This window comes from Geodermatophilus pulveris (assembly GCF_900188375.1).
Lineage (GTDB): Bacteria > Actinomycetota > Actinomycetes > Mycobacteriales > Geodermatophilaceae > Geodermatophilus > Geodermatophilus pulveris.
The window spans coordinates 78081-97526 of the sequence record NZ_FZOO01000011.1; the positions used below are offsets into that span (position 1 = coordinate 78081).

Annotated in this window: 21 protein-coding genes; 17 read left to right on the forward strand and 4 right to left on the reverse strand. The window is 75.1% G+C overall.

Annotation, left to right across the window (positions count from 1 at the left end):
• Window positions 1-37 precede the first annotated feature (37 nt).
• Genes CHB98_RS18735 through CHB98_RS18745 form a run of 3 tightly spaced genes read right to left on the reverse strand, consistent with a single transcriptional unit; the run spans window position 38 to window position 3281 of the window.
• Window positions 38-1642, reverse strand: a complete 1605-nt coding sequence (locus tag CHB98_RS18735) for a PhnE/PtxC family ABC transporter permease (protein ID WP_089307115.1) — start codon at window positions 1640-1642, stop codon at window positions 38-40.
• Complete coding sequence (locus tag CHB98_RS18740) at window positions 1639-2358, reverse strand: phosphonate ABC transporter ATP-binding protein (RefSeq protein ID WP_245821406.1); 720 nt, start codon at window positions 2356-2358, stop codon at window positions 1639-1641. The genes CHB98_RS18735 and CHB98_RS18740 overlap by 4 nt, the downstream gene beginning before the upstream one ends.
• A 5-nt stretch (window positions 2359-2363) precedes the next feature.
• Window positions 2364-3281: a putative selenate ABC transporter substrate-binding protein gene (locus CHB98_RS18745; RefSeq protein WP_089307117.1), complete on the reverse strand. Its 918-nt coding sequence runs from the start codon at window positions 3279-3281 to the stop codon at window positions 2364-2366.
• 255 nt (window positions 3282-3536) lie between these two features.
• On the opposite strand from CHB98_RS18745, the gene CHB98_RS18750 reads away from it, so the two are divergent.
• From CHB98_RS18750 to CHB98_RS18770, 5 genes are all read left to right on the forward strand, one after another.
• Window positions 3537-4712, forward strand: coding sequence for an ABC transporter substrate-binding protein (locus CHB98_RS18750; RefSeq protein ID WP_089307118.1), 1176 nt, complete (start codon window positions 3537-3539; stop codon window positions 4710-4712).
• Window positions 4713-4814: 102 nt separating this feature from the next.
• Window positions 4815-5690 carry a branched-chain amino acid ABC transporter permease gene (locus tag CHB98_RS18755; protein ID WP_089307119.1) on the forward strand — a complete coding sequence of 292 codons (876 nt, stop codon included), beginning with the start codon at window positions 4815-4817 and terminating at the stop codon, window positions 5688-5690.
• The gene (locus CHB98_RS18760) at window positions 5690-7531 is read left to right on the forward strand and encodes a branched-chain amino acid ABC transporter ATP-binding protein/permease (protein WP_089307120.1); all 1842 of its coding nucleotides are present in this window, start codon (window positions 5690-5692) and stop codon (window positions 7529-7531) included. Before CHB98_RS18755 ends, CHB98_RS18760 begins: the two co-directional genes overlap by 1 nt.
• Complete coding sequence (locus CHB98_RS18765; RefSeq protein ID WP_089307121.1) at window positions 7528-8259, forward strand: ABC transporter ATP-binding protein; 732 nt, start codon at window positions 7528-7530, stop codon at window positions 8257-8259. Before CHB98_RS18760 ends, CHB98_RS18765 begins: the two co-directional genes overlap by 4 nt.
• A 198-nt stretch (window positions 8260-8457) precedes the next feature.
• Complete coding sequence (locus tag CHB98_RS18770; RefSeq protein WP_179224679.1) at window positions 8458-8817, forward strand: histidine triad nucleotide-binding protein; 360 nt, start codon at window positions 8458-8460, stop codon at window positions 8815-8817.
• A 194-nt stretch (window positions 8818-9011) separates the two neighbouring features.
• Here the strand turns inward: CHB98_RS18770 and CHB98_RS18775 are convergent, their stop codons facing one another.
• Window positions 9012-9371 (reverse strand): hypothetical protein, encoded by a 360-nt coding sequence (locus CHB98_RS18775; RefSeq protein WP_089307122.1) that lies wholly within the window; start codon window positions 9369-9371, stop codon window positions 9012-9014.
• Between the two features lie 146 nt (window positions 9372-9517).
• Between CHB98_RS18775 and CHB98_RS18780 the strand changes: the two genes are divergently transcribed.
• The 12 genes from CHB98_RS18780 to CHB98_RS18835 all read left to right on the forward strand — a co-directional run bounded on the left by CHB98_RS18780 (window position 9518) and on the right by CHB98_RS18835 (window position 19439).
• Entirely contained in the window at window positions 9518-10111 is a 594-nt protein-coding gene (locus CHB98_RS18780; protein WP_218822427.1) for a hypothetical protein, read from the forward strand.
• A gap of 467 nt (window positions 10112-10578) precedes the next feature.
• Window positions 10579-11085: an HAD family hydrolase gene (locus tag CHB98_RS21840; protein ID WP_179224681.1), complete on the forward strand. Its 507-nt coding sequence runs from the start codon at window positions 10579-10581 to the stop codon at window positions 11083-11085.
• A complete protein-coding gene (locus CHB98_RS18790; protein WP_245821408.1) occupies window positions 11082-11732 on the forward strand; it encodes a dihydrofolate reductase family protein in 651 nt (216 codons plus the stop codon). Before CHB98_RS21840 ends, CHB98_RS18790 begins: the two co-directional genes overlap by 4 nt.
• 444 nt (window positions 11733-12176) lie before the next feature.
• On the forward strand, window positions 12177-12995 hold the full coding sequence (locus CHB98_RS18795; RefSeq protein WP_089307193.1) for an enoyl-CoA hydratase/isomerase family protein: 819 nt from the start codon (window positions 12177-12179) through the stop codon (window positions 12993-12995).
• 120 nt (window positions 12996-13115) lie between these two features.
• On the forward strand, window positions 13116-14231 hold the full coding sequence (locus CHB98_RS18800; RefSeq protein ID WP_218822428.1) for a PhoH family protein: 1116 nt from the start codon (window positions 13116-13118) through the stop codon (window positions 14229-14231).
• A gap of 5 nt (window positions 14232-14236) precedes the next feature.
• Window positions 14237-14740, forward strand: coding sequence for an rRNA maturation RNase YbeY (gene ybeY, locus CHB98_RS18805; RefSeq protein ID WP_089307123.1), 504 nt, complete (start codon window positions 14237-14239; stop codon window positions 14738-14740).
• A complete protein-coding gene (locus CHB98_RS18810) occupies window positions 14737-16158 on the forward strand; it encodes a hemolysin family protein (RefSeq protein ID WP_089307124.1) in 1422 nt (473 codons plus the stop codon). The genes ybeY and CHB98_RS18810 overlap by 4 nt, the downstream gene beginning before the upstream one ends.
• Window positions 16159-16164: 6 nt before the next feature.
• Window positions 16165-16497, forward strand: coding sequence for a cytidine deaminase (locus CHB98_RS18815; RefSeq protein ID WP_089307125.1), 333 nt, complete (start codon window positions 16165-16167; stop codon window positions 16495-16497).
• 151 nt (window positions 16498-16648) lie between these two features.
• The gene (gene era, locus CHB98_RS18820) at window positions 16649-17575 is read left to right on the forward strand and encodes a GTPase Era (protein ID WP_089307126.1); all 927 of its coding nucleotides are present in this window, start codon (window positions 16649-16651) and stop codon (window positions 17573-17575) included.
• A 1-nt stretch (window position 17576) separates the two neighbouring features.
• Entirely contained in the window at window positions 17577-18371 is a 795-nt protein-coding gene (recO, locus tag CHB98_RS18825) for a DNA repair protein RecO (protein ID WP_089307127.1), read from the forward strand.
• The gene (locus tag CHB98_RS18830) at window positions 18361-19125 is read left to right on the forward strand and encodes an isoprenyl transferase (protein WP_089307128.1); all 765 of its coding nucleotides are present in this window, start codon (window positions 18361-18363) and stop codon (window positions 19123-19125) included. The genes recO and CHB98_RS18830 overlap by 11 nt, the downstream gene beginning before the upstream one ends.
• Before the next feature lie 17 nt (window positions 19126-19142).
• The gene (locus tag CHB98_RS18835) at window positions 19143-19439 is read left to right on the forward strand and encodes an antibiotic biosynthesis monooxygenase (protein WP_089307129.1); all 297 of its coding nucleotides are present in this window, start codon (window positions 19143-19145) and stop codon (window positions 19437-19439) included.
• Window positions 19440-19446 lie beyond the last annotated feature (7 nt).

A 19446-nucleotide genomic window follows, 5' to 3' on the forward strand; every position in this document is an offset into this window, starting at 1 on the left:
CGGCCGGTAGGCCGACGGTGTCACCGGGGCCACCGCATCAGCGCAGGGCGGCGCGGGCGCGGTCGCTCACCACGTCGACGGCCCAGGTCAGGACGACGACCGCGGCGAGCACCGTCGTCACCGCCGCCCAGTCGAACGTGGCCAGCTCCGTGGCCAGCAGCGCGCCGAGGCCACCGGCGCCGAGCAGCCCCACCAGCACCGTGTCGCGGACGGCGACCTCCCAGCGGTGCAGCGCGTGCGCCAGCACCGGCCCGGCCGCCCGCGGCGCGACGCCGTACAACCACGCCCCGACCGGCCGGGCGCCCAGCGCGGCGAGCGCCGCCCGTGGCCGCGGGTCGAGCTCCTCGGTGACCTCGGCCGCCAGCCGGCCCAGCACGCCCAGCGTGCCGGCGGCCAGCGCCAGCGCCCCGGGCAGCACCCCGGGCCGCAGCACGAACAGCGCCACCAGCGCCCACACCGGCGCCGGCACGGTGCGCAGCAGGAGCAGCCCGCCGCGCACCAGCGCCCCGGTCACCCGGCGGGCCGGCGTCGGCCGCTCCGCGCGGGCCGCGGGGCCGGCCAGCAGCAGCGCACCGGGCAGCGCGACGGCGACCGCGAGCACCGACACCTGCACGGTGTCCACCGCCAGCCCGGCGACCGTCCGCAGCAGCCCGCCGTCGGTGGCCGGCGGCCAGGCCGCCGCGGACAGGTACGCCAGCTGCTCGGCCGTGCCCGCCGACACCAGCGACGCCGGGGACAGCGCCAGGTACCAGGCGGACCACCCGACCAGCACCACGGTGCCGGCGGCGGCCGCGGTGAGCACCGGGTCCCGCCGCTCCGACGGCGACGGCGGCGGCGCGGCCAGCCGGCGGCGCGCCGCCCGCCCGCCGAGCTCGGCGAGCAGGCTCAGCGCGGCGAGGGCGTAGACCGCGGTCCACACCTGCGCCCAGCGCAGCGAGGCGAACGACAGCGCCAGCTGGTAGCCCAGCCCGCCCGCGCCGACCATGCCCAGCACGACCGCCGAGCGCACCGCGCACTCCAACCGGTAGGCGGCGTAGGACAGCAGCCCGCCCGCGGCCGGGGGCAGCAGCCCGTACAGCGCCGCGGCCGGGCGCCCGGCGCCGGCGGCCAGCAGCGCCCGGTACGCCTCCCGCGGCACCTCGTCGACCAGGGCCGCGAACACCTGGGCGGTGGCCGCGCCGGCGGGCAACCCGATCGCCAGCACCGCGACCCACGGGTCCAGGCCCAGCACGTTGACCAGCAGCAGCCCCCACACCGCCTCGTGCAGCCCGCGGGGGACGGCGAGCAGCCCGCGGGCGGCCCACCGGCGACCCCCGGCGGCGCGGGAGACCAGCACCGCCCCGGCGGCGCCGACCACCAGCGCCAGGGCGGTGCCGGCCGCGGCGTGGGCGACGGTGACCAGCACCGACCGGGCGAGCACGCCGAGGTACGGCGCGTCCAGGGCGGGGTCCCACGCCGCCGCGGCGAACCGGGCGAGCTGCGCCGTCCCCCCGGGGTTGACCACCCCGCCGCCGGACGACCCGGCGCCGGCCAGCGACCAGACCAGCAGCGCCGCCGCGCCCAGGCCCCAGGCCCAGCGGCGCCGGTCCCGCCGCAGCCGCGGCGCGGCCCGGTGCACCGGCCGCGGCAGCGTCGCCGTCACGGCACCGCCCCGTAGAGGCCGCCCAGGTCGGCGGCGGACACCCCGGCCACCGGCCGGTCGAGCACGACGCGGCCGCCGGCCAGGCCGACCACCCGGTCGCAGTGCCGCCGCACCAGGGCGGGGTCGTGCAGCGCGGCGACCAGCGCGCCGCCGCGGGCCGCCGCCGTCTCGCCGAGCAGGGTCAGCGCCCGGTCGGCGAGCACCGGGTCCAGGGCGGACGCCGGCTCGTCGGCCAGCACCAGGTCCGGCCGCTGCACCAGCAGGCGGGCGAGCGCCACCCGCTGCCGCTGGCCGCCGGAGAGCCGCTCGGTGCGCTCGAAGGCGCGGTCGGCCAGGCCCACGCGCTCCAGCGCGGCCAGCACCTCGGGCAGGCCCTGCGGGCGCACCAGCGACCAGGCCGCCCGCGCCGCCGACCAGTCGGCCAGCAGGCCGGCGTTCACGTTGTGCACCACCCGCAGCCGGCCGACCAGCTCCAGCGACTGGTGCACGGTGCCCACCCGGGCCCGCACCCGCCGGTCGGCGGGCGAGCCGCCGAGCACCCGCACCGCCCCGGCGGTGGGCGCGACCGACCCGTTGGCCACCGCCAGCAGCGTGGACTTCCCGGCCCCCGAGGCCCCGAGCAGGGCCACCCGCTCGCCGGGAGCCACCGTCAGGTCGACCCCGTCCAGCGCCGCCGTCCCGCCGTACCGCACCGTGACCCCCGCCAGCCGCAGCACGGCGGTCAGCGGAGCAGCCCCAGCTCGCGGCCGACCTGCTCGATCCGGTCGTGGTCGGAGGCCTGCACCGCGACGAACGCGCCGGCCCCGAAGAGGTCGAGCACCGGGTCACCGGGGCGCAGCCCGGTGAGGAACGCGACCAGCCGGTCGTGCAGGTCGGGGACGCCGGTGCGCCCGGCCGCCGCGGGGTGCAGCAGCCAGTGGTAGTCGGCGTAGGGCGGGGTCTCGGCGTGGCGGACGACGGCCGGGTCGACCGCGCCCTCCGCGGTGCGGGCCCGCCAGACCTGCGCGTTGAGCACCCCGGCCTCGTACGTGCCGGAGGCCACCAGCGCCAGCGTCGCGTCGTGCGAGCCGGCGAACCCCGGGCCGCCGGGAAAGCCCTCCGGGTCGACGCCGGCCTCGCGCAGGAACCAGGCGGGCATCAGCCGGCCGGACGTCGAGGTGGGGCTGCCGTAGGTGAACCGCAGCGGGGCCAGCGCGGTGAGGTCGCCGGACGGCGCGAGCCCGGTCGCGGTGTTGACCACGAACACCGAGGTGAAGGCCCGGTCGACGTCGCGCTGGGCGACCGGCCGGGCGCCGGGGGTCTGCAGCCGGGCCTGGACGCCGGTGAGGCCGCCGAACCAGACGAGGTCGAGGTCGCCGGTGCGGAAGAGGGAGACGGCGGCGGCGTAGTCGGTGACCGGGGTGTAGGCCACCTCGCGGCCCAGCGCGCCGGCCACCGCGGCGGAGACGGTGCCGAACAGGCGCTGCAGGACCTCGGGGTCCTGGTCGGGGATCGCGCCGATGCGCAGCGGGGCCGACCCGCCGGCGGCGGGGCGGCCGCAGCCGGCGAGCGCGACGGCGGCACCGGCGGCGAGCAGGGAGCGGCGGGAGAGGGACGGGACTCCGGGGCCACCCGACCGGGCGGCGCGTCGAGGGCCCACTACGTCCTCGAGCACGGGGTCCCCGGTCGGGGGCTGCGGCGGGGGACGGGCACGGGGACCTCCGGGGTGGGCGGGCGGGCCCCCATCCTGTACCGGCCCGGGGGCGCCCGCGCCGCTGGCCCGCGACCCCGGCCGCAGGTCACGTTCTGGGCACGGTGCCACCACCCGCGCCGGGCCGCCGCGGCCGCGTGCTTACGGTGTCGGCTGCCACGCGCCGGCCCGGGTGCGGTCGTCGTGCACGAACAGGGGAGAGACATGCGCGTTCACCTGCACACCGCCGTCGCCGCCGCGGCGGCCCTCGTCCTCACCGCCTGCGGCTCCGGCGACACCGGTGGGGGCGGTTCCGCCGCCTCCGGAGAGCTCTCCGGTGAGGGCACCGGGGACTCCTGCACCATCGAGGCCGAGGTGCCCGTCGGGGCGGTGCTCAGCCTGACCGGTGCGGCGGCCAGCTACGGGGAGTCCCAGCAGCGCGGGCTGGAGCTCGCCGCCGCGCAGCTGGCCGAGAAGGGCGGCGTCACCTACGACCTGCGGATCGAGGACGACCAGACCGACCCCCGGCAGGGCATCACCCTGTTCGACCAGTTCGTCACCGACGGTGTCAGCCTGATCATCGGTCCCACGCTGTCCAACGCCGCGGTGCAGGCCGACCCGATCGCGCAGGAGGCGGGGGTCCCGGTGCTGGGCATCTCCAACACCGCCGCCGGCGTGACCGAGATCGGCGACTACATCTTCCGCAACTCGCTCACCGAGCAGGCGGTCATCCCGCAGACCATCGCCAAGGCCACCGAGGAGTTCGGGCTGCAGGACGTGGTCGTCATGTACAGCAACGACGACGCGTTCACCGAGTCCGGCTACGAGGCGTTCTCCGCCGCGCTGGAGGCCGAGGGCGTCACGGTGAGCGAGACGATCACCTTCTCCAAGGCCGACACCGACTTCCGAGCCCTGCTCACCCAGGCCCAGCAGAGCGACCCCGACGCCATCGTCGTCTCCGCGCTGATCGAGGCCGCGATCCCGCTGGTCACCCAGGCCCGCGAGCTCGGCATCGAGGTGCCGATCATCGGCGGCAACGGGTTCAACAACCCGCGGCTGATGGCCGACGCCGGCCAGGCGGCCGAGGGCGTCGTCGTCGGCGCGGCGTGGAACTCCGCGTCGGACAACCCGGAGAACACCGCGTTCCTGGCCGACTACGAGGCCGAGTACGGCGCCCAGCCCGACCAGTTCGCCGCGCAGGCCTACACCGGCCTGATGCTGGTCGACCAGGCGGTGCGGGCCAACTGCGCCGCCGACCGGGAGAGCATCAAGGCCGCGCTGGGGGAGCTGCAGGACGTCCCGACCGTGCTCGGCCAGTTCTCCATCGACGAGAACCGGGACGCCGAGCACCCGGCGGTCGTGCAGGTCGTCCGCGACGGGTCGTTCGCCGTCCTGGAGTGACCCCGGTGGGACCCCTCCGCGCACGGGGGTCCCACCGGTACGTTCCGCGCGGGGACCCGGGTCCACCGGGTCCCCGCGCACCCGACCACGACGGGAACGGCTGTGCAGCAGCTCCTCAACGGCATCTTCATCGGCTCGATCTACGCGCTGTTCGCCATCGGGTTCACCCTGGTCTTCGGCATCCTGGACCGGCTGAACCTCGCCCACCCCGCCGTGTTCGCCACGTCGGCCTTCGTCGGCATCGAGCTGGTCGAGCGGGGCGGGCTGTCGCTGTGGGCGGCGCTGCCGGTGGTGTTCGTCTTCGGCGCGGTGCTCGGGCTGGTGATCGAGCGGCTGGCGTTCCGCCCGCTGAAGAACCGGCCGGACGCCCACTTCGCCGGGCTGATCTCCTCGATCGCGCTGGCCGGCATGCTCATCGCCCTGCTGCAGTGGCGCTACGGCCCGGACACCCGCCGGTTCCCGGCCGGCGCCTTCCCGGAGACCCGCTACGAGGTCGCCGGCGCGCAGGTGACGCTGGCCCAGCTGGTCATCCTCGCCGTCTCCCTCACCCTCATGGTCGGGCTGACGTACATGGTCACCCGGACCCGGCTGGGCCGCGGCATGCGCGCCGTCGCGGAGAACCCCACCGCGGCCCGCGTGCTCGGCGTGGACGTCGACCGGATCACCGCGGTCACCTTCGCCATCTCCTCGGCGCTGGGGGCGGTCGCCGGCGTGCTGTTCGCCATCAACGTCAACACCGCCCAGCTGGGCATGGGCTACGCCATCGAGCTCAAGGGGCTGGCGGTCATCATCGTCGGCGGCATGGGCTCCCTGCCCGGCGCGCTCATCGGCGGCCTGGTGCTCGGGCTGGCCGAGGTGTTCGCCGTCCAGTACATCGGGTCGTCCTGGCGGGACGTGATCGCCTTCGGGCTGCTGTTCCTCATCCTGCTGGTGCGCCCGCAGGGCCTGCTCGGCGCCCGGAAGGTGCGGGAGGTCTGATGCTGGCCCAGTACGCCACCCCGCTGACCTTCATCGCCCTCGGCGCGGTCTTCGCCTACTCCTTCTACGCCGTCCTCATCGCCGGTCAGCTGAGCCTCGGCCAGGCCGGGTTCGCCTCGCTGGCCGCCTTCACCGCCGCCAGCCTGGCGCCCAGCGGTGACGACGTCGGCGACGTCCCCGCGCTGCTGACCGCCGTCGTCATCGGCATGGCGGTCGGCGCCACGGCCGCGGTCGTGCTGGGCCTGCCGACGATGCACCTGCGCGGCGTCTTCCTCGCCATCGCCACCCTCGGCTTCGCCGAGGCGGTGCGCGTCGTGCTGCTCAACCTGGAGTGGACCGGCGGCGCGCAGGGGCTGGCCGTGCCGCGGGTCCTCACCGTCGGGATGGCCTGGACGGCGCTGGCCGTCGTCGCCTACTGGTTCTGGCGGATGGGCCCCTCCCGGTACGGCCGGGCGCTGGAGGCCATCCGCGAGGACGAGCTCGCGGCCCGCTCCATGGGCATCGACGTGGGCCGCCACCGGCTCGCCGCGTTCGTCACCTCCGGCGCGGTGGCCGGCCTGTACGGGGTGCTGTTCGCCTACTACGTGCGGCTCATCGCGCCCAGCGACTTCGACTTCGCCGCCGCCGTCGACGGCCTGGTCACCGCCGTGCTCGGCGGCTCCACCATGTTCCTCGGCCCGGTCCTGGGCAGCGGCTTCCAGACGATGGTCCCCGAGATCCAGCGGGCGGTCGGGGTGGAGGCGGGCTGGATCCGGCCCTTCCTCGCCGGCCTGCTGCTGCTCGTGGTCATCCTCTTCCTGCCCGGCGGGCTGACCAGCCTGATCCCGCGGCGCACCCGCGTGCCGGCCGCCGGGGACGGCGACCCGGACGGCGACGCCGCGCCGGGGCTGGCCGCCCGCCGGCACCCGGCCCCGGGGGAGACCGTGGTCAGCCTGGCCGGCCTGTCCAAGGAGTACGGCGGCGTGCACGCCGTCCGCGGCGTCGACCTGGAGGTCCGCGGCGGCGAGGTCGTGGGCCTGATCGGCCCCAACGGCGCGGGCAAGACCACGCTGGTGAACATGGTCAGCGGGCTGGTGCCGCCCAGCTCGGGCACCGCCACCGTCCTGGGGACGGCGGTCGGCCGGACCCCCGTGCACCGGGTGGCCGCGGCCGGGGTGAGCCGCACCTTCCAGCACTCCAAGCTGTTCAACCGGCTGTCCGCGCTGGAGAACGTGCTGGTCGGCGCCCACCTGGTCAGCCGGCCCACCTTCCTGCGCCGGCTGCTGTGGCTGCCCTCGTCCCGGCGCGACGAGCGGGCGGCCCTGGAGCACGCGACCCGCTGCCTGCACCGGGTCGGGCTCGGCCACCTGGCCGGCACCCGGGCGTCCGCGCTGTCCTACGGCGACCAGCGCCGGCTGGAGATCGCCCGCGCGCTGGCCGCCGAGCCCTCGCTGCTGGTCCTCGACGAGCCGGCCGCCGGCATGAACCACGTCGAGGCCGGGCAGCTGTCCGAGCTGATCCGGTCGCTGGCCCGCGACGGGCTGACCATCCTGTTCATCGAGCACAACGTCGGCATGGTCCTGGAGACCTGCACGCGGGTCGTCGTCCTCGACTTCGGCCAGGTCATCGCCAGCGGGACGCCGGCGCAGATCGCCGCCGACCCCGCCGTCATCGAGGCCTACCTCGGCACGGCGGACCCGGACGACGGCGAGCCGGCCCGGGGGTCGGTCGCCGACGGCACCCTCGCCGACCCCACCGGGGGTGGTGGCGACGGCGGCGCGACCGGCGCGGTCACCAACGCCCGGCCGAGCGTCGCCGGCACGCTCGACCCACCGGACACCACCCCGAGGAACGCGACATGAGCACGCCGATCCTGAGCGTGGAGGACCTGCGGGTCACCTACGGGCGGGTCGAGGCCGTCCGCGGGGTCTCCTTCACCGCCGAGCAGGGCTCGCTGGTGACACTGGTGGGGGCCAACGGCGCAGGCAAGTCCTCGGTCATCAACGCCGTGTCCGGGCTGCTGCGCCCGGCCGGGGGGCGGATCACCTTCGAGGGCCGCGACATCACCCGGACGCCGGCGCACAAGCTGGTCGGCCGCGGGCTGGTGCAGGTGCCCGAGGGCCGGCAGATCCTGGCCACGCTCACCATCGAGGAGAACCTCCGGATGGGCGCGTGGCACACCGGGGCGGGCGCCCAGCGGTCGATCGACGCCGTGTACGACCGCTTCCCGGTGCTGGCCGAGCGCCGCGCCCTGCCCGCCGGGTCGCTCTCCGGCGGGGAGCAGCAGATGCTGGCCATCGCCCGCGCGCTGGTGGCCGCGCCGACGGTCATGCTGATGGACGAGCCGTCCATGGGGCTCGCCCCCAAGATCGTCGACGAGGTGTTCCGGGTGATCGCGGAGATCCGGGCGTCCGGCACCACCGTGGTGCTGGTCGAGCAGAACGCCCGCCGGGCGCTGCGCGCCGCCGACCACGGCTACGTGCTGCAGAGCGGCGAGATCGTGCACTCCGGCCCCGCGGCCGGCCTGCTCGCCGACGAGCGCATCGTGCAGGCCTATCTCGGGGTGGAGACCACGCCCGGCCAGCACTGAGTCCGGCACCGGGGTGACCGACTGCCTGCTCTGCCACCTGGTCGCCAGAGAGCTCTTGCGCTGTCTCCCCCGCTCCCGCGGTACTGCAGGGCCGCAGGAGCCGGGAGGACACCGCAGGAGCAGTGGCTGCAGCTCGGCACCTCGCTGCCGGACTCGGCCCGCGACGAGGACGACGGTCCTCGTGACTACGGTCGGCGCGTGACCGACTGCCTGTTCTGCCGCATGGTCGCCGGGGAGGTCCCGGCCGACGTCGTGCACGAGACCGACCGGACGCTCGCCTTCCGGGACATCAACCCGCAGGCGCCCACGCACGTCCTGGTGATCCCCCGGGACCACCACCCGACGGTGGCCGCGCTGGCGCAGGCCGACCCCGACCTGCTCGGTGCCGTCGTCCGCGCCGTGTCCGCCGTCGCCGTCCAGGAGGGGCTGGCCACCGAGGACGGCGCCGAGCCCGGCTACCGGGTGGTGACCAACACCGGCCCGGCGGCCGGGCAGACCGTCCACCACGTGCACCTGCACGTGCTCGGCGGCCGCGACCTGCGCTGGCCGCCCGGCTGAGCCGGCCTGGTGCGCGGGCTCGTCCGGGGTGGAGCCAGCACCTCCGAGCATCGTCGGCCGTGGTCGTGTCTGACTCTCGCGCGCCCGGCCGACGACCTTCCCCACTCGCGACGGCGCGCCGCTGATCACAGTGCACCGCGCGCAGCTGCAGCCGGCCCTGGTCTCGAGCCCGGCCAGTCGCGGCCGGGGACCGTCTACTGCGACACGGTCTGTGGGCCGGCGCCGAACAGCGCAGCGATGGGCGTGACCGCCTCGGTGGCACCCGCGGGCGCCGTGACGCGCAGGATCGGGTGGCCCTGGACCTCCGTCACGCTCCAAGCGACGAAGGAGCAGCACGTCTGCTCGGCGGCCGCCAGGTCCGCCAGCTCCTCCTGCACGCCCGGGCCCGGCTGGTAGCGGACCTCGAGCTGGCCATCGTGGAGGCGAGCGACGGGGGCTGCGGTGTCATGGAGCCGCTGCCACCGGAGCAGTCGAGCTGGGCCGTCCGCGGGTCCGAGCGTGCAGGCCACCGGCAGCGGGGTGCGCTGGTCGAGGTCAGGCGTCCCGTCGTCCACACCCCGAGTGCACCGAGTCGTCCTGTCCTGGTCAAGTCCGTCCCGCCGGGGATCCCGCCCGCGGCGGACACCGCCGATGAGGCCTGCACCCACCTCCTGGACGTCGGGTCGTGGCTGAGACCGCCGGTCCACGTCAGGATCACGACGTGAGCGGTGAAGCGGAGTGGCTGGCGAGCCTGCGTCCGTCCCGGATCAGGGAGGTCCAGGCTGGTGCGACCAGTTGGACCGCGGTCGACCTCATCGACATCGACTCCGGGCACGGGGCGGTCCTGCGCGCGGCGCTGGAGACGTTCGGCATCCAGGTCAACCGCCTCCCGGTCGGGCAGGGCCGCCACCTGCTCCGAGCGCTGTCGGGGGAACTGCGTGCACCCTTCGTCGTCCTCGCCTGCCACGGCGATGAGGGCAACATCGTGCTGCCCGAGCTGGCGCCGCAGCTGGAGCGCTACCAGCCCTTCTCCTGCAGGATCACCCCTGAGGAGCTGCGCTCCTTCGCCTGCTTCGACGGCGCCACCGTGATCGCGACCGGCTGCGACACCGGTCACCCCGCCCTGGTCGAGGCGGTACTGGACTGCGGCGCCAGCGCCTACCTGGCACCCGACGGCGCTCCGTTCGGCTACGCCAGCTTCTTCGCGCCGGTCTTCCTCTTCTACGAGCTGACCGAGCAGCGCACCCTGGCCGAGGCGGTGCAGCGACTCCGGGACCACGACCGGGAGCTGGGGATGTGGCGACTGCACACCTGACGCCGCACTCCGGGAGCCCGCTCCGGCCCGTGTGCGAGGGACAGTGTGGATCACCGTCCCAGCGACAGCGGCTCCCGCTGTGGCCCCCGCCCCTGGACGGTCACGCCCCGGTAGCAGGCTCAAGGGTGTCCTGCTGGACTGGCGCGGGACGTTGGTGGTCGCTCCTGCGCACCCCCGGCTGGTGCGCACGGCACTGCAGCGCATGGGGCGGGACGTCTCCCCGGCTGCCGTGGAGGTGGTGCTCAGCCGGTTGCGCGGTGTCGACGACAGCGAGGTGGCGTCCTCGGCCGTCGACACCGATGCGGCGCTGCACCGCTCGGCGTACTCCTCGTGGTTCCGCCGTGCCGGTCTCGACGACGAGTTGGCGGTGGAGCTCCACACGGTGGAGTCCGACGCGTCGCTGGACCCCTTCGCGCACGACGTGGGGCCGCTGTTGCGATCGCTGCACGCGGCCGGGGTGCGGATCGGTGTGGTCAGCGACATCCACGTCGACCTGCGACCCGGTGTTCGCCGGGCAGCAGAACCCCGACGGCAGCACCTGGGCGGACCTGGTGGATGCGTGGGCGCTGTCCTCCGAGCTCGGGGTCGCCAAGCCCGACCCGGCCGTCGTCACCGTCGCGCTGCAGCGGCTGGACCTGGGCGCGGAGGAGGTCCTGAAGGTCGGTGACCGCGGTTGCTGGGACGGCGCGACGGCCGAGGTCGGGATCACGACGCTGCTCGTCCCGTCGTTGCGGGCGGTGGACGACCTGCGGCTCCACAGCGTCCTCGATCTCGTACTCCCCGGCGGGACGCTGGTCGAGTGGCACCGCCGACCCGCTCGTGGCGGCGCCTCCGGACGCACCGGACGCGTGTCCACCATGCCGCCGCTGCCGGCGTGGTCCTCCCGCCGCGAGCACGTGCCCGTCCCCCACCGAGTGGGTTGCTGGCACCAGACTCCCGATGAGTCCGTGCCCTCGCCGGGTCAGTACCGGTGACCCTCACCCACAGCCAGCAGGAGGACCCCGTGCGCAAGGTCGTCGTCTCGTCCATCGTCTCCCTCGACGGCCACGTCGCCGGCCCCGGCGGGAACGTCATGGCCCTGCCGATGGACGCCTTCTTCGACGAGCACAACCTCGAACGCCAGCGGCACGCCGACACGCTGCTGCTCGGACGGACCACCTACCTGGGCCTCAAGGCCTACTGGCCTGCGATCGCGGAGGACCCGACCCGGTCACCGGCGGTGCAGCTGGACCCGACCACGGCGGAACTGCACCGGGAGACCGCACAGCGCAACAACAGCCTGCGCAAGGTCGTGGTCTCCGACACCCTCACCCAGGCCGACACCGATCCCTGGACCGGCACGACGACCATCGTCCGCCGGGCCGATGCGCACGACGCCGTCCGCCGGCTCAAGGAGGAGCCCGGCGACGACCTGCTCGTCTTCGGCAGCAGCACCCTGTGGGCGGACCTGCTGCACGCCGGCCTGGTCGACGAGCTCCACCTGCTCGTCGGCCCCGTCGTGCTCGGCAGCGGTCTCCCCGCCTACGGCCCCGGTCCCGTGCCACCGCTGCACCTGCTCGACGTCCGTCGCCGCGCAGGGTCGGACAACGTGCTGCTCAGCTACGCCGTCCGGACCGGCTGACGAGGGGCCGGCACAGGCCGGGTCGTCCGCCGACGCGACTCCCAGGACCGGCGCGCCTATCAGCTGCAACTCACCGCAGCCGGGCACGCCGCCCTCCAGGAGGCCGTCCGGGTCGTCGAGCGCGTCCAGGACGAGGTGTTCGCCCCCCTCGACCGCGGCCAGCGCGAGCAGCTCCAGGCCATGCTCACCGCGCTGCTACGTCACCTCACCGCCTGACCGAGCGGACGTCCCCGCCGGGGATCTCGGACGGGCGTGGCACGCTCCGAGGGGCTCCGGCGGCACGGCGTTGCCGGCAGGCCTGCCGGGTCACGGGCGTCACCAGGCACCGGCGTGGGTCGCGGCGAGCGGTCGCCGCGGGCAGCGCGGCCACGAACGACGTCCACGCGGCCCGTCCTCCGCACCCGCACCCGACGTGTGGTGCTCCTGCCTGCCAGGCTGCCGGACATGACCGAGACCGCGCCCGTGCGCATCGAGCGGGACGGCGACGTCGCCGTCGTCGTCCTGGACAACCCGCCGCTGAACCTCTTCGACGCCGCCGTCTTCGACGCGCTCGACCGGGTCACCGACGAGCTGGTCCGGCTCACCGACCCCACCGACCCGTCCCGGGCGCGGGCGGTGCTGGTCGAGGCCCGCGGCAGGGTCGTGTCCGGGGGCGTGGACGTGACCGTGTTCCGCGACATCGCCGAGGGCCCGGAGGCGGCCGGCCGGGGTGCGGACCTGTGGCGGCGGCTGCTGCGGGTGACCCAGACCGTCGAGGACCTCCCGGTGCCGACCGTGTTCGCCGCGCACGGGCTCACCCTCACCGCCGCCTTCGAGCTGGCGCTGGCCTGCGACGTGCTGCTGGCCGCGGAGCGGGCGTCGTTCGGGCTGGTGGAGATCGTCGTCGGGCTGACCCCGTCGATGGGCGGGCCGCAGCGGCTGGCCGAGCGCGCCGGGTCCGCCCGCGCCAAGGAGTTCGTGTTCACCGGCGAGCGCTACCCGGCCGCCGTCCTCGAGCGCTGGGACGTGGTCAACCGCGTGCTGCCCGACGAGGGCTTCGCCGAGGCCGCCCGCGGCTACGCCCACCGGGTCGCCGCCGGGCCGACGGTGGCGCACGCGGCCACCAAGCGGCTGGTCACGACCGCGGTCCGCCAGGGGGCGCGCGCCGCCGACGACCTGGTGCCCGACGTCTCCGGCGCGCTGTTCGCCACCGAGGACCTGCGCGGCGCCGTGGCCTCCTTCCTCTCCGAGGGACCGGGGAAGGCCACCTACTCCGGGAGGTGAGCGGTCGCCCGGACGGCGGTTCCCGGGTCGGGCGCGCGGGTAGACTCCGGCGGGTCCGCACCTCCTCTCGCAGGAAGGCAGGGTCGAGGGTTCTTGCCCGACTCCTCCTCGAACGTCCCCGTGCCCGGAGCGCCCACCTCGCGTGAGGCCTCGGCGCAGGCTGCGGCGGCCGACGGCCACCTCGGTGCCCCCGCTGCAGGCCCGGGGGACGCCCCCACCGCCGTCCGGACCACCATCACCGTCCCCGACTCCGTGTCGATGGTCGCCCTGCTGGGCTCCGGCGACGAGCTGCTGCGCCTGGTCGAGGAGGCGGTCGACACCGACGTCCACGTGCGCGGCAACGAGATCGCGGTGACCGGCCGCCCGGCCGACAACGCCTTCGCCGTCGCGGTGTTCGACGAGCTGATCGCGCTGCTGGGGACCGGCCAGGCGCTGCGCCCGGACTCGGTGCGCCGGGTCATCGGCATGCTGCGAGCCGGTGGCTCCGAGCGGCCGGCCGACGTCCTCTCGCTGGACATCATCAGCCGCCGCGGGCGCACCATCCGGCCGAAGACGCTGAACCAGAAGCGCTACGTCGACGCGATCGACACGCACACCGTCGTCTTCGGCATCGGCCCGGCGGGCACCGGCAAGACCTACCTGGCCATGGCCAAGGCCGTGCAGGCGCTGCAGACCAAGCAGGTCAACCGGATCATCCTGACCCGCCCGGCCGTCGAGGCCGGCGAGCGGCTGGGCTACCTGCCCGGCACGCTGAGCGAGAAGATCGACCCCTACCTGCGGCCGCTGTACGACGCGCTGCACGACATGGTCGACCCCGAGTCGATCCCCCGGCTGATGCAGTCCGGGACCATCGAGGTTGCACCACTGGCGTACATGCGTGGGAGGACCCTGAACGACGCGTTCGTCATCCTCGACGAGGCGCAGAACACGACCGCCGAGCAGATGAAGATGTTCCTCACCCGGCTCGGGTTCGGCTCGAAGATCGTGGTCACCGGTGACGTCACCCAGGTCGACCTGCCCGGCGGCGCGCAGAGCGGGCTGCGGATCGTCCGGGAGATCCTCGACGGCATCGAGGACGTGCACTTCTCCCACCTGACCAGCTCCGACGTCGTCCGCCACCGGCTGGTCGGCGACATCGTCGACGCCTACGAGCGCTGGGACGCCGCGAACGACCAGCGCCCGGCCTCGGCCCAGCAGCCGGTCCGCCCCACGCGGCCGCGCCGGCAGGGGAGCTGACCGCCGTGCCCGTCGAGGTCGCCAACGAGTCCGAGATCGCCGTCGACGAGTCCTCCCTCGCGGCCATCTGCACGTACGTGCTGGCCGAGCTGGGCGTCAATCCGATGGCCGAGCTGTCGGTGCTGTGCGTGGACCCGGACTACATGAGCACGCTGCACGAGCGCTGGATGGGGGAGAAGGGGCCGACCGACGTCCTCGCCTTCCCGATGGACGAGCTGGACACCGGCCGTCCCGACGAGCCCGACCCGGGCCCGGCGCTGCTCGGGGACGTCGTGCTGTGCCCCTCGGTCGCCATCCGCCAGGCCCGCGCCGCCGGCCACACCATGGACGACGAGCTGATCCTGCTGGCCACCCACGGCGTGCTGCACCTCCTCGGCTACGACCACATGGAGCCCGGGGACGAGAAGGAGATGTTCGGCCTGCAGACCACCCTGCTCGACGGCTGGCGGGCCGCCCCGCGCGCCCCGATGACCGGGGAGCCGGTCGAGCGGGGGCCGGTCCCCCGATGACCTCCGGCGAGATCACCCTGCTGGTGGTCGCCGTGCTGCTCATCCCGCTGGCCGGGCTGTTCGGCGCCATGGACGCCGCCCTGCAGCGGGTGTCCAAGGCGCGCGTGGACGAGCTGCGCCGGGACGGCGTCAAGCGCGCCGGCGTGCTGTCCGGCGTCGTCGCCGAGCGGGCCCGGCACGTGGCGCTGCTGCTCCTGCTGCGGATCACCTGCGAGATGGTGGCCGCCACCCTGGTCGCGGTCATCCTGTACCGGATCTGGGGCGGCGGCTGGCAGCCGGTGCTCGTCGCCGCCGGGGTGATGACCGTGGTCAGCTACGTGCTGGTCGGCGTCGGCCCGCGCACGCTGGGCCGCCAGCACGCCTACGGCTTCGCGCTGCGCACCGCCGGCGTGATCGGCGCGCTGGGCCGGGTGCTCGGCCCGGTGGCCACCCTGCTCATCCTGGTCGGCAACGCGATCACCCCCGGGCGCGGCTTCCGTGACGGGCCGTTCTCCTCCGAGGTCGAGCTGCGCGAGCTGGTCGACATGGCCGAGGAGCGCGGCGTCGTCGAGTCCGGCGAGCGCAACATGATCCACTCGGTGTTCGAGCTCGGCGACACCATCGCCCGCGAGGTCATGGTGCCGCGCACCGACGTGGTGTGGATCGAGCGCACCAAGACCCTCCGCCAGACCCTGGCGCTGGCCCTGCGCAGCGGGTTCAGCCGCATCCCGGTGATCGGCGAGAACGTCGACGACGTCGTCGGCGTCATCTACCTCAAGGACCTCATCCGCCGGACCGCCGGCGGGCAGGACGTCCGCAGCGACGTGCGCGTCGAGGACCTCATGCGCGCGCCGACGTTCGTCCCGGAGTCCAAGCCGGTCGACGAGCTGCTGCGGGACATGCAGGCCCAGCGCATCCACATCGCGATCGTCGTCGACGAGTACGGCGGCTTCGCCGGGCTGGTGACCATCGAGGACATCCTCGAGGAGATCGTCGGCGAAATCGCCGACGAGCACGACCGCTTCCAGCGCCCGCCGGTCGAGCACCTGGAGAACGGGTCGGTGCGCATCACCGCCCGGCTGCCGGTCGAGGACCTCGCCACCCTCTTCGAGGTGGAGCTGCCCCGCGACGACGACGTCGAGACCGTCGGCGGGCTGCTGGCCCGCGAGCTGGGCGTGGTGCCCATCGAGGGCTCGCAGGCCGAGGTCGCGGGGCTGCGGCTGGTCGCCGAGAGCACCGGCGGGCGGCGCAACCGCATCGACACCCTCCTGGTCTGCCGGGTCCCCGAGCCCGAGGAGGGCGCGGACGGCGACGAGCCGCCGGCCGAGCCGCCCGCCGCGGAGGACACCGGGGCCGATGGGTCCGGGGCCACCGCGTCCGGGGCCACCGCGTCCGGCGCCACCCGCGTCGAGCAGCCGGCCGGCGCCCTGGAACGCTAGGCGCCCGTGACCGATCTCGACCCCGAGGACGCCAAGCTCGTCACCCTGGCCCGCTCCGCGCGCGGCCGCACCGGCGCCCCGGAGGGTGCCGCCGTCCGCGACACCGACGGCCGCACCTACCTCGCCGCGACCGTCGCGCTGCCCTCGCTGCAGCTGACGGCGCTGCAGGCCGCGGTCGCCGCCGCGGTGTCCAGCGGGGTGCAGGGGCTGGAGGCTGCGGCGGTCGTGACGGCCGCCGAGGCCCTGGAGGACGCCGGGCTGGCCGCCATCCGCGACCTCGCCCCGTCGGCGCCGGTGCTCCTCGCCGGCCCGGACGGCGCCGTCCGCACCACCGTCTGAGGGCGGAGGTCCTCGGTACGCCGCGCCCGATCGGGACGCTCGCCGGCGTTTTGTGCACACATCGCGGGTGGGGCGACCTCCGAACAGCGGGATGTGCACACCCCGTCATCCGCTCGACGCCGACGCGGTGGTGTCGGCGCCGGGTGGGAGGATGGACGGCGTGAACCCGCCAGACGAGCCGCCGTACCGCAGCGGCTTCGCGTGCCTGGTGGGCCGCCCCAACGCCGGCAAGACCACGCTGACCAACGCCCTGGTCGGCGAGAAGGTCGGCATCGTCAGCAACCGCCCGCAGACGACCCGGCACGCCATCCGCGGTGTCGTCCACCGACCCGGCGGCCAGTTGGTGCTGGTCGACACGCCCGGCCTGCACAGGCCGAGGAGCCTGCTGGGCCGCCGGCTCAACGACGTCGTCCGCGACACGCTGTCCGACGTCGACGTGGTCGTGTTCTGCGTGCCGGCCGACCAGCCGGTCGGCACCGGCGACCGGTACATCGCCCGCCAGCTCGCCGAGGTGCGGGCGCCGGTCGTCGTCGTGGTCACCAAGACCGACGCCGCGTCGAGGAAGCAGGTCGCCGAGCAGCTGCTCGCCGCCAGCTCGCTGGTGGAGGCCGCCGAGGTGGTGCCGGTGAGCGCGGTGCGCGGCGACCAGGTGGAGCTGCTGGAGGACCTGCTGGTCGGCCTGCTGCCCGAGGGCCCGCCGCTGTACCCGCCGGCGCAGACCACCGACGAGGACGTCGAGCGGCAGCTGGCCGAGCTGGTCCGCGAGGCGGCACTGGAGAAGGTGTTCCAGGAGGTGCCGCACTCCCTGGCGGTCACCATCGAGGAGCTGATCCGCCGGCCCGACCCCAAGCGGGACGGCGGCGAGCTGGTCGAGGTGCACGCGCTGCTGCACGTCGAGCGGCCCAGCCAGAAGCCGATGCTGCTGGGCAGGGGCGGCTCGATCGTGAAGGCGATCGGCACCGAGGCCCGGCAGGGGATGGAGGCGCTGCTCGGCGCCCGGGTGCACCTGGACCTGCACGTCACGGTGCTCGGTGAGTGGCAGGACGACCCGAAGAAGCTCAACCGGCTGGGTTACTGACGTGAGCACCACGCCGAAGTCCCTGTACCGGGACGAGGGGATCGTCCTGCGCACCCAGAAGCTGGGCGAGGCCGACCGGATCGTCACGGTGCTCACCCGCCGGCACGGCAAGGTGCGGGCGGTGGCCAAGGGCGTGCGCCGCACCAAGAGCAAGTTCGGCGCCCGGCTGGAGCCGTTCAGCCACGTCGACCTGCAGTTCTACACGGGCCGCACCCTCGACATCGTCAACCAGGCGGAGTCCATCCGGTCCTACGGCCAGACGATCGCCGCCGACTACCCGGCCTACACCGCCGGCACCGCGGTGCTGGAGACCGCCGACCGGCTCATGGCCGAGGAGGAGAAGGAGCCGAACCTGCGGCTGTTCCTCCTGGTCGTCGGCGCGCTGCGGGCGCTGTCCGAGCGCACCCACCCCGCGCCGCTGGTGCTCGACGCCTTCCTGCTGCGCGCCATGTCGGTGGCCGGGTGGGAGCCGGCGCTCGGTGGCTGCGCCCGCTGCGGCGAGGAGGGCCCGCACCGGCACTTCTCGGTGCCCGCCGGCGGCATGGTCTGCCCGCCCTGCCGGCCCACCGGCTCGGCGATGCCCAACCCGGCCACCATCGAGCTGCTCGACGCGCTGCTGTCCGGCGACTGGACCACCGCCGAGGCCAGCCAGACCACCAACCGCCGGGAGGGCAGCGGGCTGGTCGCCGCGCTGCTGCAGTGGCACCTGGAGCGCGGGCTGCGCTCCCTGCCGCTGGTCGACCGCTCCGATCCGCCGGCGCCGCGCCAGGAGGTGGGTACGGCCCGTGAGGCGTGAGGTGAAGGCGCCGAACCCGCACCCCTCCGGCGCCCGGCCGCCGCAGCTGCGGGCCGACCGGGTGCCCGGCCACGTGGCGATCGTCATGGACGGCAACGGCCGCTGGGCCAAGCAGCGCGGGCTGCCGCGCACGGCCGGGCACGAGGCGGGGGAGTCCTCGCTGTTCGACTGCGTCGAGGGCGCGATCGAGCTGGGCGTGCGGGCGATCAGCGCCTACGCCTTCTCCACGGAGAACTGGCGGCGCAGCCCGGACGAGGTGCGCTTCCTCATGGGCTTCAACCGCGACGTCATCCGCCGCCGCCGCGACGAGATGCACGAGCTGGGCGTGCGGGTGCGCTGGGCCGGCCGCCGTCCGCGGCTGTGGCGCAGCGTGATCCGGGAGCTCGAGGTCGCCGAGGAGCTCACCCGCGACAACGACGTCCTCACGCTGACCATGTGCGTCAACTACGGCGGCCGGGCGGAGATCGCCGACGCCGCCGCCGCGATCGCCCGCGAGGTCGCCGCCGGCCGGCTGGACCCGGGCACGGTGGACGAGCGCACCGTCGCCCGGTACCTCGACGAGCCGGACATGCCCGACGTCGACCTGTTCGTCCGCAGCTCCGGGGAGAACCGCACCAGCAACTTCCTGCTGTGGCAGTCGGCCTACGCCGAGCTCGTCTTCCTCGACACGCTCTGGCCGGACTTCGACCGCCGCCACCTGTGGGCCGCGTGCGAGGAGTATGCGTCCCGGCAGCGCCGCTTCGGCAGCGCCTGACCCGAGGGAGGACCCCCGTGTTCGTGGTGACCCGGTTGCGGGTGGCCGAGTCCGACGCCGCCGGCCTGGCCGCCGACGTCGACGCCCTGCTGGCCGCCCTCGCCGCGCGCCCCGGCTACCGGGACGGCGAGGTCGGCCGGTGCACCGACGACCCGGCGCTGTGGGCGCTGGTCACCCGCTGGGAGGGCGTCGGCGCCTACCGCCGGGCGCTGTCGGCCGCCGAGGTGAAGATCGCCGGCGCCCCGGTGTGGCTGCACGCCCTCGACGAGCCCGGGGCCTACCTGCCGCAGGACGGCGGTGTCGCCCCGCGGTAGGCCGGGT